This window comes from Scytonema millei VB511283, from assembly GCF_000817735.3.
Lineage (GTDB): Bacteria > Cyanobacteriota > Cyanobacteriia > Cyanobacteriales > Chroococcidiopsidaceae > Chroococcidiopsis > Chroococcidiopsis millei_B.
This window is the reverse complement of sequence record NZ_JTJC03000001.1, coordinates 1,296,832-1,309,971: the sequence shown is the minus strand read 5'-3', so window position 1 is coordinate 1,309,971 and position 13,140 is coordinate 1,296,832. Positions and strand designations below refer to the sequence as shown.

Genomic DNA, 13,140 nt, shown 5'->3' with positions numbered 1-13,140 from the left:
GTGCTTTAACTGTAAGAACGATAGGCAGGAAAAAACTCTGAGCTAAGTAGTACTTCAGCTTGAGTATTTAAGACTTTTGCCCGTAAATTGACTAGATGATAGTACTTTTCTTCGTTTGTAATTAGTTTTAAAGTCAGAAAATCGTGTCTCTGCCTGGAAAACCCTGACTTGAAAGTATAGAGGCTGTCTGTAGTCGAACCTCCCACTCCACCTCCTATATGTAGAAATTCATTCCCACGCTCTTTAGCCCAAAGGCGCACGTAATGTAAGAGAAAATTAAAAGGGGATTGGTGTAAATATTTGGTTTTCGTTCCTCCCAAATGAGCTTGAACAATACCACAACATTCAAAAAATAAGCTAGCACATGCGATTTCGTTATTTACCTCTACAATACCTAAATGAATATTCTCTCCTAGTGACAATAAATCCTCAAAGTAATCGCGGCTAAAGTAATAAAATTGCCTAGCATTGACTCGATTCATTGTCTCTTCGTAAATAGTAATAAATTCGTCAATATATTGCCTAAGCTCGACCATTCTGCCAGTGAAACCTAGCCGCTTGCACTTATTAATAGTGCTTTGATGTCCTTTTCTTGTGTGCGCCCAAATTTCCGGTTCAGAGAGAGTAAGATTTACGGATACAGTTTTTCCACTATCAGTTAAATATTCTGAGGGAAAAATCTCCTTGAAGCGATCGCTCAAAAGGGGATGCAATCGCAAAAAAGCCGAACATACGTTGTTTTTCTGCAAAAAGTACTTCAACTCATGCAGAGCAAAATCTACAAATTTTGGCGTATTTGCCGCTGCTTCACTCAACAAAATGCCCGGATAGCCATAGGGAGAGACAACATCAAAGCATTCTTCTTCGAGCAATTCTTGTGATATTACATTATGACACTGACGTAGTAAATAAGGTACGAAGAAAATTTTATCACTATCAGCAACCAAAAAAGCATTAGCCATTGTTTCAGTTCTGTTTGACTCAATGCCGATGTACTCAGGTAGATGATAAACATCATGGCGGAGCTGTTGCAGAACTTTATGCCACAAGGGGTCTTGTGGATCGATGATTTGAATGTTCATGTTTGTGCAAAAGTTATCAGAGCTAAGACCGTGCCATATCAGAACTGATATCCTATCTGCGCGATTAACGCTCTATCTCCGACCAAAGTATGGGAAACACGGCTGGATCGCTAAAATCAGGATGACCGTTCTGCAATTTGCGACATAAGGCTTCGTAGCCGATATGAATTTGTTCCCCTTTCTGATTCCAAAACGGTCGATAATGGTTGCCATCGTCTTGCATATGAACTGCCATTGCTAGCCGCAAAGAGTTACTGTAATTAGGAGAGCTGCCATGTATTGTCAGACAGTGATGAAAGCTAACTTGACCTTTTTGTAAGGTCATTGGCACTTTTGTAATTTGTTTTCCTTGCTGGCGAAACTTTTCTTCCAACTCATTCAAGTTCGGGTCGAAAAAATTCTTCATTAAATGAGTATCTTTCCACTTGTGGCTACCATCAATGACAATCAATGGACCAAGGGACTCGTCACAGTTTTGAAAAGGAATCCAGGCAGTGAGCAATTTGTCGGAACTGCAAGTAGACCAGTATGCTTTATCAGTGTGCCAGCCTACCACTCCATTATGACTGTCCTTAATTGTTGGTAGCTTACACAGCAGCGAATCAGCGAACAGGCGAATTCTTTTCGTTCTGGATAAACGCGCTGCGATCGCCGCAATAATTGGATAAAAGCCTAGTTCGTGGAGTTGCTTGTTTTGTAAAGAGACAAATTCGTTATTCCGAATGAAGCTTTTATCTTGTGGTTTCCAGTCACTATAAGCATTTTTTACGAGCAGTGGAGTGTCTCGCTCTCCACGATAGTATCTTTCACTACCTAAAATTGCTGTGTCGAGCAGTTCATCTGGGAGTATCTGTTTTGAAATATACCAGCCATGTTCTTCGTAGAAAGCAATATCTGCTTCTGTTGGTAGAAGTGCTAGCTGTTCTTCCGAAAGCCGGAAGGCACAAGTTTCCATTCGCGATCGCTCCTTATAATTGTCTAATCATTAGGATGACACCTTATTTCCTTGACCTTTGAATTCTTCTGATGTGGTGTAACCTTCTTGATTAATTCCCTCTTGTTGCAGAACTTTAAACACGGTCAGAAATAAAATTTTTAAATCCAGCCACAAACTCCAGTTATCGACATACCAAACGTCGAGGACAAATTTCTCTTCCCAAGTAATGGCGTTGCGACCGTTGATTTGAGCCAAACCCGTAATGCCTGGTTTCACTTCATGACGGCGAGCTTGTTCTGTAGTATAACGGTCGAGATACTTCACCAATAAGGGGCGGGGACCAATGAAACTCATGTCACCTTTGAGAACGTTCCACAGTTGGGGCAGTTCGTCAAGGCTAGTTTGCCGCAGAAATTGACCGAAAGTCGTCAGGCGCTGTTCGTCAGGAAGTAAATTTCCTTGTGCGTCTTGCTCGTCGGTCATGGTACGGAACTTGTAAAAGTTGAAAATCTTTCCTTCTTTACCTGGACGGGGTTGGGTAAAGACAACTGGAGAACCCATACGAAAATATATGGCGATCGCAACACAAATAACTATAGGAGACAATATTATCAGCGCGATCGCGGCAACAAAGCGATCGAGTAAAAGTTTAACTAGTCGGCTTAACTGCTTGAGCCTGCGCATAAATAACAGCAGATTTACTTGAGTAGACGAGATAAATAATTAGCTATGATTTCCTCTGTCCGAACTGCAACAGAGTTTTTCTTATATTACAGTTTTTTAAGCAAAAAAATAGTAGTCTGTTACATGAGTAGTTGTGCCATTACTGCGAATGACGGTACACAGGATAAACGCAATCTTAGTTACTGGAGCCACTGGCTTTGTTGCTAGCCATTTGCTACCCAGACTGCTGCAAGAGAAATTGCAGATTATGGCAGCTGTACGGAACGATTCTGCACGACTGCCAGCCAACGTTACAGCCGTAAAAGTTGGTAATATTGATGGCAATACTGATTGGCGCTCGGCGTTAAAGGATATAGATATAGTCGTTCACCTAGCAGCACGCGCCCACATTCTTCAAGATAAAGCGTCCGATCCAGAAGCAGAGTTTTTGCGTATCAATACAGAGGGAACGGTGAATCTGGTCAAGCAATCGATCGCCGCAGGGGTGAAGCGGTTCGTATTCGTAAGTTCGATTGGAGCAATGACCTCAAGTAGCGATCGCCCCCTCACGGAAAGTTCGCCCTGTCAACCAGATACGCCCTACGGTCGCAGCAAACTGCAAGCAGAACAAGCCCTAGTACAGCTTGCTAGTCAAAGTGCCATGACTTGGACAATTTTACGTCCGCCTCTAGTTTATGGTGCGGGAAATCCTGGTAATATGGAACGGTTAATTAAACTCGTTCAAACAGGTTTACCACTGCCATTTGGTGCAGTTAAAAATCATCGCAGTTTGATTTATGTGGGAAATTTAGTAGATGCGATCGCCTCTACCCTGAACCATCCCCAAGCAGCGAATCAAGCGTTTTTAGTTAGCGATGGAGAGGATCTTTCCACACCAGAATTAATTCAAAAAATTGCCGTCAATTTAAAGCGCCCATGTAACCTGCTGTCAGTTCCTCCAAGTTGGTTGCAACTGGGGGGGAAGTTAGGTGATACCGTACAGAATGTCAGTCAAAAACAATTGCCTCTCAATACATCGATTATCGATCGCCTGCTAGGAAGTTTAGCAATTGATAGCAGCTACATTCAGAAGACCCTGAACTGGCAACCCCCCTTTACAGTTGATGCAGGTTTAGCACAAATGCTGCGATCGCCAAATTGACATACAGCAAATATGCTTTAATGGTTTTTTCTGACAGAGTATGACTACCATGCCTTCGATCGTGTTGTCGATCTTCAGCTTTGGGATTAGTTTCCTGACCGTAAATTTGATTAGACAGCGCTTTCGGCAGAGCTTACTAGATATTCCGAACGAGCGCAGCTCTCACACCCAGCCTACTCCCCGTGGTGGCGGCTTGGGATTTATTATTGCCTTCGCGATTACGAGTGCGATCGCTTTGGGAAATAACTATTTTCATTTGTTTGCAGACGTACCATTAAATCTTAATTTAGCGCTCGTCTGGTTAATCCTGATTCCACTGGCTATTGTCGGAATTATTGACGATCGCAGTAACGTTCCCGCAGGCATTCGTTATTTGGTTCAGTTGGCTGCTGCTGGAGTTGCAGTGACTTATTTTGGTGCTTTTCCTCAGCCTTGGCTATCGCAATTTGGAGTTGTCGGCAGCATTGTAGCCATTGTTCTCACTGCAATTGGTATGACAGCGATTGTCAACTTCTACAACTTTATGGATGGGTTAGATGGAATTGTGGCTGGAACGAGTGCGATTCAATTAGGTTTTTTTGCCTTTTACCTACATCAACCCCTGTTGTGGTTTCTGGTAGCAGCGCTCGTAGGCTTTCTGTGGTGGAACTGGTCGCCAGCTAAGATTTTTATGGGCGATGCAGGTAGTACTGTTTTAGGTGCTATAGTGGCGATCGCTTTACTCAATGCTGGTGATAGCGCAGTCCAGGCTTGGTCAGCCCTAGTTGTGACTTTCCCACTGATAGGAGATGCAATTTACACGATCGTGCGTCGGCTGTTACGCAAAGAGAACATTTTCCAAGCACACCGCAGTCATTTGTATCAAAGACTACAGCAATCTGGCTGGACTCATGCATATGTTGCCACTACGTATATGGCAGTAACCCTAGCGATCGCCTTAGCTGTAGAATTTTATGGCTCACAGGGCGCAATTATTGGTTTCATTGGCGCGATCGCACTTGGAGTAGGAGGGGAAAGTTATTTGCGATCGAGGTCGGTTGGACAAGAGCTGAGCTGAAAGTTTTTGACTGCATTTTCAGATTAATGGCAGAAGGCGTGACGAACAGGATCTTTGGGACATTGCCCTGGTCAACCTTCCTTCTCAACCTTGTAGTGAAAAAATCCCATTAGGTTGTAGCTCGTTCAATACTTCAGCATACAGAGCCTCGTATTGCCGCAAAATATATTGCAATTCATAGGCTTTCATCTCTTCTCGTCCTTGCTTGCCCATCATCTGAGCTTCTGTTAGATTATCTAATATCCAAGCCATTGCTTGAGCCAGCCCCGCCACATCTCCTACTTTACAGAGTAGTCCTTTGCCATTGCCTAGCAAATCTCGCGTACCGCGAATATCCGTACCGATAACGGGTACTTCCAGTGCGATCGATTCCATGACGCAATTGGGCAAGCCTTCCTGTTCTGAAGCCAGAAGTGTAGCAACAGAGGCACGGGTTAAAATCTGAATATCTCTACGGAAGCCGAGAAAATGCACTCGGTCTTGAATGCCTAGATCTTTTGCTAACTGTTGCATTTGCTCGAACAGCCGCCCATCCCCTGCTAGTGCTAAGTGGGCATTAGGGCGATTCAGTTTAGCGAATGCTTGAATTAAGTCACGATGGCGCTTGCGAGGGATGAACTCTGCTGCTGATAAAAATAAAGAATGCTCTGGTGCTAAACCCAATTCATGCCGTACTCTCGCTACATCTGCGGCATCGATCCGTTCGGGATTAAAGCGATCGAAATTTAACCCTGTTCCCGGTATGTAGCGAACTTTTTCCGGTGCAAGCATCTGTTTAGCTGCCGCTTCGTCCTCTCGATTTACTACTACCAGTCTGTCAGTCCAAGGGGCAGCAGTTGCTTCTAGGATGCGATAAATACTGTTCTTAATTAAAGAACCACCGCGATAAAAATGGAAACCTTGAGCAGTGTATATTAACTTTACCTTACCCTGCCTGCTAAAATCTTTGAGGGCATGTCTAGCAACGAATGCGGCTACTGGAGTTGAGACATTAACAATATCGTATTGCTGTTGCTGTAATATTTGGCGGATTTGTCTAGGTGCGGATAAGACATTAGTTGGATTGAGAGGATTGCGCGACAGATCGACTTCCCATACTTTGTCAAACGTATCAGTACACTTCGGTTCGGTTGAGATTCCATTAGCCATTGCATCCACTTGCCACCCTTTAGCTTGAAAGTGACGCGCTATGGGGACGAAAAAGGAGCTAATCGTTACTGGAATGGTTGTAATGTATAGGAGTTTAGGCATAGTTATTCGTTTTGTAATTTTAACGTTTAGATAAAGCCTGTTCGTATAACTTTTCGTACTGTGCGGCGATCGCATCCAGAGCAAAACACTCTTCGACACGCGATCGCGCCATTGCACCCAAAGCTTGCCTTTGTTCGCTACTCATAGCTATCAACTCTTGCCAGGCTTGCGCCAATGCTAGTGGATTTTTTGGCGGTACGACTCTACCCGTTTGTGCCACTATCCACCTAGAATCGCCTACGTCAGTAACGACGCAGGGAACTCCACACGCCATAGCTTCCCCTACCACCATCGGAAATGCTTCTCCATAAGCAGATGTGGATGTAGAAATATCCAGGGCAGCAGTTAAACGCGGCATGTCGCGGCGTTCTCCCAGTAAGTGAATATTTTTGCTAATTCCTAGTGTTTGAATTTGCTGTTGCAGTTGAGGATTGCGATCGTTGACATCTGTTCCAGCTAAAACTAAATGTACGTCGGGACGCGCTTTTAAGAGTAAAGCCGCAGCTTGTAGTAAATTACTATGATCTTTCATTGGATGAAAGCGACAGATCGAGCCGATTAAAGTACTATCATCGGCTAAACCTAACTCAGAGCGAATAGCAGCTCTGGCTAACAGTGAAGGAGTGAATAGATTAGTATCAAAGCCATTGGGAATCACGCAAGCATTTTCTGGTAGATAACCTAAGGCTTCGTGTTGTGACTTACTTGTTTGCGAAACAAAAGCAACGCTAGCTGCAAATCGCGATAGCCAAGCCCCCAATTTAACAATTGCTGCTGTCATTTTATTGTCAGCCATTAGAGAATCGGCTGAATTATGAATGCTCCATAAAATAGGAATTTTCTGTTTGATAAAAAAACTGACAATTTGAGCTGCGATATTACCGTGGTACATCCAACCTTGAATGATATCTGGCTTGATTTCATTGATGATTCGCTGCAAGCGCATTAATGCTGCTGGTGTTGGCTTGCCTCTTTCCATTTCTACAGTACGGACGGGAATACCTAAATCTATAATGCGATCGCCCCACGTACCGCGATCCATCAATGAAACCACAATTGGCTCAAATCGCATTTTGTCGATCTTAGATAGTAAATTGTAGAGCATTCTCTCTGCCCCGCCAGTTGAAAGTCCGGTACTAATATATATTACAACTTTACGGGAATTAAGCTTGGCATGCATAGTTTTTATCTCATGTTTTTTTGACTAAAAATTTAGTTGTTGTTTTCCGATCTATCTCCCGTTTTAAACGTTATTTTTAAAAGTTAATCTACTACATCTATTTAATAGGTAAAGAATGAATAAGAAGGTAGCAAAATAGTCCCAAAAAAGAGAAGTTGGATCGTAAACTAGCATAGTAAATCCCCACGCAAATGATATTAATACATACAATACTGGAATAAAATAGTGTTTGTTAAAATTAGTCAACAGGGCTTTGTGAATAAATCCACCTATGGCTCCATAAACAATTGTCGTAATCGCTAATCCTAGCCAATAAGCACTGTAAACAGCTCCTGCTAAAAGTCCAGCTGGAACAAATTTTTTCTCGGCAACTCCTGTAATATAGTAAGTATTATAAGTCTCAACTCCATCTGGCAGTTCTAGTTCAATTAAGTTGTCTGGTAGTAATCCTAGAAAACCATATATCCAGTCTGAGAACCATCTGAGATCGTGTTTTGAAGTTAAAGCAACATTTAAAGCCGTTCCTAAAGAAATATATGGATGTTCAAACTCACCAGCAAGTATAAATTTTGTACTACGTTCGGCTGACTGGGCTTGAATTGCTTCAGCAAATGTTTGACTATTATCGAATAACCCTCTTAAACTCAAAAAGATTACATCGCCGTACTGAAGCACTAAAATCGATATAAAAAAAGCTATTGCAATACTTATATAGAAATCAATTCCTAATTTTTCCTTGCAATCAATATAATTTACTATAAAAAAAAGAATCGGTAAAATCATCCAAATGCGTCCGGCATATAACAAACCAGAAATAATTGATAAAACACAAGAAATACCAAATAAAAAATACAATATACTTCGCCAATGCTTAAATTTTATAATAAATAACTGTGAGAATAGCAAAGATGATGAAAGTAAACATGCATTAGTAAACCGCAGAAAAAAGGCATACTTTGGAGGTTCAAATGCACCAGCTCGGATCATATCTGCATCTGCTAGCGCATTGACAAGACCACCATATTGAGATGAATAAATATAAATCGAGCAGAACGAGATGATAATACCAGCAACTATAGCAATAAAAACTCGATTATTTGTCTTCGGAGACGGAGCGATCGATACTCTTTGTGGTAAGTGATTAGGTACAGCATAAAATCCAGTAACAATTAAAATGTAAGATATAACTAATGCTAATAAAACGCTGGTACTACCGATAATACTTTTGCCAAATTTTGAAACTGCGTATTCAGAAATTTCACCTGAATAAAAATCAAAATTGAAGTTTAAACAAAAACCAGGTACAGCATAGAATAGAACAAAAAATAAGTTAAAAATAGAAACGAAATCAATTCTTAAAACTTTTTTTCTGGTCAATTCAAACCAAACAATGGAAACTATAATTATCAAATATGCTATAGCTGCAACCATATAAAGAAAAACCTCGTCAAGGCAATCGAACACATTTTTTTTCTATTAGCATTGTGACATTTGCTTAAGGCATTTCAATTACTTTCACTTGTAGTTCAACACGTCGAGGTATTCAGATACTGCCCGATCGATAGAAAAATACATTGCTCGTTGCGTCAGTATATCCCGACTTACAGGAGTTTCTAGCATTTGTAACATAGATACTGACAGCGATACTGCATCTCCTATCGGTACTAAAGGTCCGTACTTTCCTGCTGCTAAAATCTCGCTAGGACCATTTGGACAATCGGTGGCGATCGCGGGACAACCACAAGCCATAGCTTCGATCAACACAACTCCCAGCCCTTCCCAGCGAGAAGAGAGTACTAAGACGCTGGCTCTACTCATGTATGCATAAGGATTTTCGACAAAACCTGGCATGGAGACATCTTCAGCGATTCCTAATCTAGCGATCGCTGCTTCTAATTCATCGCGTTCGTCTCCTTCACCCAAGATGATGAGACGAACTAGCCTTTGTCTTCTGACGAGTTCAAAAGCTTCGAGTAAGGTAAAAAAGTCTTTTTGCTCTGTTAACCGTCCCACTGCTAAAAATACTGGTGGGGAGCCTTCCTGAAACCAAGGATGATCTAAAGCAGCTTTTCCTTTATCGAGCAGCTCGTCATCAACCACCGGGTTATAAATTACACTAACCTTTCCTTTGGCTAGACCGAGTTGGGCTTCTAAATCTCGTGCTGCACCATTAGAAACCCCCACAATCGCATCTGCGCGAGGATAAAGTAGTTTCATTAAAGGAGGAACCAACTCGCCTCGTAATAATTTGCTTTTAGCAACTGATAAGGTATCGTGTTCTACTAACACTAATCGAGTTTGCGTAGAAGCAAGTTCCCTCGCTACTACAGCTGCTACATTGACATGATTCATATGTGACAGCAATGCCAAAGGTTTCTCTTGTCGTAAGTAACGCGATAACGGCAGAATAGCCTTGACAGTTCGCCCTGCTGCCAAATCTACTATACGTACTTGCTGAGGTACTTGATTCAAGTATGGACCTTCGGCGCTAGCCATAACCAAATCTAAGGGAATGCCTCTTAAAGACATGCCTTTAAGCAAATTGACTGCTACCCGTTCTGCGCCACCACCATGTAGGTTAGCCACAAAGAAAGCAATTCGCCTCATATTAGCCTCTTAAAATTACGGTGGTTTTACACATCAGTCTGTTCGGCATAACTTTTGAGCCTATGCAGTGCGTGAAAGATTACTCCTAAACTGAAACCCATTTGTACGATCGCGCTGATTATAGCCGCGATCGCTGCTCCTAGCAGTCCATAGGCAGGAATTAACCAGAAGCAAGCTATTGCGGAAGTACCTGTAACAAGAGTAAACAAAGGCAATTGAATGTTGAAATACCTAGCTGCTGACATGCCATAGCCTAAAAATGAAGCAGTATCGGCGATCGCTGTAGCTACCATTAGCCATACTAATAGCTCGGACTGCTCGGCATATTCGGGACGGTACATTAGGGTTATTAGCTCCCGTCCAGCGACACTAGCTACCAAAACACCCGTTCCACCAAGTAATATACCGATTCCTACTAGCTTGAGTAAAAGGCTGCGAAAAGCAGTACCATTTTCTGCTGCGTAGTATTTCGCTAGCCTTGGACTAGCTGACTGCCCCAGAGCATTCACAACCATAGCTGTAGCTACCATTAGGTAAGATATAGCGGCAAATATGCCCAATTCTCTCTCCCCCAAATAATACTCAATAAAGTACCGAGGGATATTAGTGCTGAGGGTAATCAGCATCATGACAAAGCCCAGTGGCAAGGAGAACAATGCTAGCGTTCTAAGTGTTTTCAGATGCCAATGCGGTCGTAATCTTGTCGCCAAATTCCGCTTTTCAAATACCTCGTTCTGTGGTTCTCTAGAGTGGGTATTCAGTAACAAAGCACCACTGCGGATATCATAACAAAGCAATACCACAGTCCAGGCGATTGCTAAACCTACTGCTCCCCATAAAACAGTACGTGTTAAGTACACCCCCAAACCTAAGAATAGAGGCGATAATAATCCTTTAATCATCATCGAAACAGCGATGCGATCCATTCTTTCTTGCTGCTGGAATAGTCCGTAAAACACATCACTAATCGAGTCTGCTGCCCTAGCTAAGCCTATGACAATTATTACCAGTGACATTTCCCAGCTATATTTTGCGACAAGAATAATTCCTCCGATAATTAAAAGCCCCAGCCCTGTTGCGATCAGCCTCAAAGCTAAATAGTCAGCAAAAATATACTGCTGTTTAACATCTGTTGCTTGAATAGTTCGTAGTTGGAGATTTGTCAGCATGATTACGGGTGCAGTAACCGCAAGCCCTAGAGTGAACTCTCCTACCATCTCTGGACTACCAAGTTTAGCAAGCACCACCAGCAACAGCCACTGGCAAGCCGCGTAAACAATATTACCAATAAAAGTCCAAGAAAAATTGCGGCGTAGCGTCAGTGGCTTCTGCTCTTTAGCTGCCATAGCAGATCGTCATTTAAATTTGTAGCTGTAACAATATACCATTTCTCGCCTCATCAATCTCTTTCTAATAGTAGAAGGATCGCTAGACTTTATTCCAAGCTACATAGAAGCGGCACATTAAGTGAATAATGTGCCGCCTTGATACAACTTAGAACTTTGCCAAATGCTGTTAGGATAACTAGCTAACGTGACTTAAAGAATTGATTGCTGGAATAAGTGTCTCCTCCTACATTTGGATCGACAACGATACTTCTTAATAACGAATTATATCCTGTAGACGCTTCCCAAACATTTTGATTAGCAAACCTGATTGAATACTCTGGGCGCTTATATAATTTAGGAGCAGGATCGGGTAGATTTAATAACACCTGATATTCTCCAGCTGGGATATTCGCTGGGATCCCAGATACAATATTTACTTCTTTGGTAGTACCTGGCATCCACATACGTATAGCTTCAGGAATAGGCAAGTAGTATTCCTTGCCTGTTTGACGATGACGTAGGATTGCTTCTAAGTTGCGAGAGTTGTAGGGGCTTGCCCACCCATCATTGGTAATCTTAAATTTCATTGAAAAAGTTCCAGCAGGTTTTACCTTATCTGGAATGGCTGAATCTATCAGGCGGAAGCGATATCCTAAACGGCGTTGGATTTCCCCCATACAGCCTTGCTCTCTCCACTTCTGATATACAGGTTCTGTAGAGGTTCCGTTAGCGTTGACTGTCATGCCACTCCAATGCATACGGGCAAGGTCAACTAAAGAGTTAGAGCAGTTGTTATATTCGGGTGGATCGCTATCTGCAACAGCAGGTTCACCACCCTGTACTACATACTGGGTATCGAGGTTTAGCCATGTTTTTTCTCGCTCTATATCAATTGGAGTTGCCCCCGTGTAGGTTCCCCAATCTAGTGCGTCATGCCGAAAAGCATCATTATGATGCCCTATTCTAGCCCGCTCGGAACCATTAAATGCTTCTGCAAGTGTAAGAGGGTTGATATTATTAAGTACTTGCTTTTTGTGAAAAAAGTACCGGACTGCAACCATTCGCTTACGTGGGAGTACAGACAAAATCTTCAAAAGAACTTTTCTGGCATCTTCAGTAGCATTTCCATGAGAATCTATGAGTTTATTACTTGAATGGTGCCATTCTCCCCAGTTGCCAATAAAACCTGCTTCCATGTAAGCGATCGCATCAGAGTTAGATCTTAATATCGGCTGTAACTGATCGAGATGAGAGAGTATTATATCCCGTGGCGCATCATCACCTCCTCCCAACCAATTGTATGTAAACCGGATAATCATTTTAATTCCAGCTTGTCTGGCTGTTTCAAAATCCTTTGATATCATGTCAAGATAAGATTGAGAAATTGGTTTATCTTTGAATTCTGAAAGTAGATAATACCGTCGAATCATAGACATGTTCTCGTTTCTCACTTTTTGTAGCTCGGAAATTTGTAGTGGAGGAGAAGGAGTATCGGGCTTTTTATAAGGGGGATCGATTGACTTATAAAATCCTCTTTCAGGATTGGAAAAATTTTCGGAACTACTTTGATACGTTGTTGTGACTATAGAAGGAGCTTGAGCAGCAGTACAAGAACCCGCGATCGCCATACTTGCTAGTAAAGCTACAGACAGTTTCAAGGATCGAACTGTATTCTTAATTTTCATATCATCCCTCTGGAAAGTAATACTTTGCTTCTAGTTATTTGTCTGAATATCTACTTCTTGTCAGAAAAATAACCACAGTCAAGTTTGTCCAAAGCAAATCATGAATTTGCCTTGCACGGTTCAAGTTTTATTTACATACATCAATGACAAATTAAAATTAACTTCATATTGAATCAGTACCCAATAGA

At 42.0% G+C, this 13,140-nt stretch carries 11 protein-coding genes; 2 read left to right on the top strand and 9 right to left on the bottom strand.

Annotation, left to right across the window (positions count from 1 at the left end):
- Positions 1-5: 5 nt before the first annotated feature.
- The 3 genes from QH73_RS05910 to QH73_RS05900 all read right to left on the bottom strand — a co-directional run bounded on the left by QH73_RS05910 (position 6) and on the right by QH73_RS05900 (position 2,703).
- A complete protein-coding gene (locus QH73_RS05910) occupies positions 6-1,082 on the bottom strand; it encodes a GNAT family N-acetyltransferase (RefSeq protein ID WP_039715595.1) in 1,077 nt (358 codons plus the stop codon).
- A 64-nt stretch (positions 1,083-1,146) separates the two neighbouring features.
- Positions 1,147-2,037: a phytanoyl-CoA dioxygenase family protein gene (locus QH73_RS05905; RefSeq protein ID WP_039715594.1), complete on the bottom strand. Its 891-nt coding sequence runs from the start codon at positions 2,035-2,037 to the stop codon at positions 1,147-1,149.
- Positions 2,038-2,067: 30 nt separating this feature from the next.
- Entirely contained in the window at positions 2,068-2,703 is a 636-nt protein-coding gene (locus tag QH73_RS05900; protein WP_039715593.1) for a sugar transferase, read from the bottom strand.
- 148 nt (positions 2,704-2,851) lie between these two features.
- On the opposite strand from QH73_RS05900, the gene QH73_RS05895 reads away from it, so the two are divergent.
- Together QH73_RS05895 and QH73_RS05890 are read left to right on the top strand one after the other, a co-directional pair.
- Entirely contained in the window at positions 2,852-3,844 is a 993-nt protein-coding gene (locus QH73_RS05895; protein ID WP_039717454.1) for an NAD-dependent epimerase/dehydratase family protein, read from the top strand.
- Between the two features lie 40 nt (positions 3,845-3,884).
- Complete coding sequence (locus QH73_RS05890; protein ID WP_132866682.1) at positions 3,885-4,901, top strand: MraY family glycosyltransferase; 1,017 nt, start codon at positions 3,885-3,887, stop codon at positions 4,899-4,901.
- Between the two features lie 84 nt (positions 4,902-4,985).
- On the opposite strand, the gene QH73_RS05885 is transcribed toward QH73_RS05890, so the two are convergent.
- The 6 genes from QH73_RS05885 to QH73_RS05860 form a co-directional block, all read right to left on the bottom strand.
- The gene (locus QH73_RS05885; RefSeq protein WP_039715592.1) at positions 4,986-6,152 is read right to left on the bottom strand and encodes a glycosyltransferase; all 1,167 of its coding nucleotides are present in this window, start codon (positions 6,150-6,152) and stop codon (positions 4,986-4,988) included.
- Positions 6,153-6,171: 19 nt separating this feature from the next.
- Positions 6,172-7,332 carry a glycosyltransferase gene (locus QH73_RS05880; protein ID WP_039715591.1) on the bottom strand — a complete coding sequence of 387 codons (1,161 nt, stop codon included), beginning with the start codon at positions 7,330-7,332 and terminating at the stop codon, positions 6,172-6,174.
- A gap of 63 nt (positions 7,333-7,395) precedes the next feature.
- Complete coding sequence (locus QH73_RS05875) at positions 7,396-8,763, bottom strand: hypothetical protein (protein ID WP_132866680.1); 1,368 nt, start codon at positions 8,761-8,763, stop codon at positions 7,396-7,398.
- Between the two features lie 84 nt (positions 8,764-8,847).
- Positions 8,848-9,939, bottom strand: coding sequence for a glycosyltransferase (locus tag QH73_RS05870; RefSeq protein ID WP_039715589.1), 1,092 nt, complete (start codon positions 9,937-9,939; stop codon positions 8,848-8,850).
- Positions 9,940-9,965: 26 nt separating this feature from the next.
- Positions 9,966-11,285, bottom strand: a complete 1,320-nt coding sequence (locus QH73_RS05865; protein WP_039715588.1) for an oligosaccharide flippase family protein — start codon at positions 11,283-11,285, stop codon at positions 9,966-9,968.
- Between the two features lie 182 nt (positions 11,286-11,467).
- A complete protein-coding gene (locus QH73_RS05860; protein WP_039715587.1) occupies positions 11,468-12,952 on the bottom strand; it encodes a DUF4832 domain-containing protein in 1,485 nt (494 codons plus the stop codon).
- Between the last annotated feature and the right edge of the window lie 188 nt (positions 12,953-13,140).

Coding starts and splice junctions, on each gene's coding strand:
- QH73_RS05910 (WP_039715595.1), bottom strand. CDS start 1,082: ATGAACATTCAAATCATCGATCCACAAGACCCCTTGTGGCATAAAGTT.
- QH73_RS05905 (WP_039715594.1), bottom strand. CDS start 2,037: ATGGAAACTTGTGCCTTCCGGCTTTCGGAAGAACAGCTAGCACTTCTA.
- QH73_RS05900 (WP_039715593.1), bottom strand. CDS start 2,703: ATGCGCAGGCTCAAGCAGTTAAGCCGACTAGTTAAACTTTTACTCGAT.
- QH73_RS05895 (WP_039717454.1), top strand. CDS start 2,852: ATGACGGTACACAGGATAAACGCAATCTTAGTTACTGGAGCCACTGGC.
- QH73_RS05890 (WP_132866682.1), top strand. CDS start 3,885: ATGACTACCATGCCTTCGATCGTGTTGTCGATCTTCAGCTTTGGGATT.
- QH73_RS05885 (WP_039715592.1), bottom strand. CDS start 6,152: ATGCCTAAACTCCTATACATTACAACCATTCCAGTAACGATTAGCTCC.
- QH73_RS05880 (WP_039715591.1), bottom strand. CDS start 7,332: ATGCATGCCAAGCTTAATTCCCGTAAAGTTGTAATATATATTAGTACC.
- QH73_RS05875 (WP_132866680.1), bottom strand. CDS start 8,763: ATGGTTGCAGCTATAGCATATTTGATAATTATAGTTTCCATTGTTTGG.
- QH73_RS05870 (WP_039715589.1), bottom strand. CDS start 9,939: ATGAGGCGAATTGCTTTCTTTGTGGCTAACCTACATGGTGGTGGCGCA.
- QH73_RS05865 (WP_039715588.1), bottom strand. CDS start 11,285: ATGGCAGCTAAAGAGCAGAAGCCACTGACGCTACGCCGCAATTTTTCT.
- QH73_RS05860 (WP_039715587.1), bottom strand. CDS start 12,952: ATGAAAATTAAGAATACAGTTCGATCCTTGAAACTGTCTGTAGCTTTA.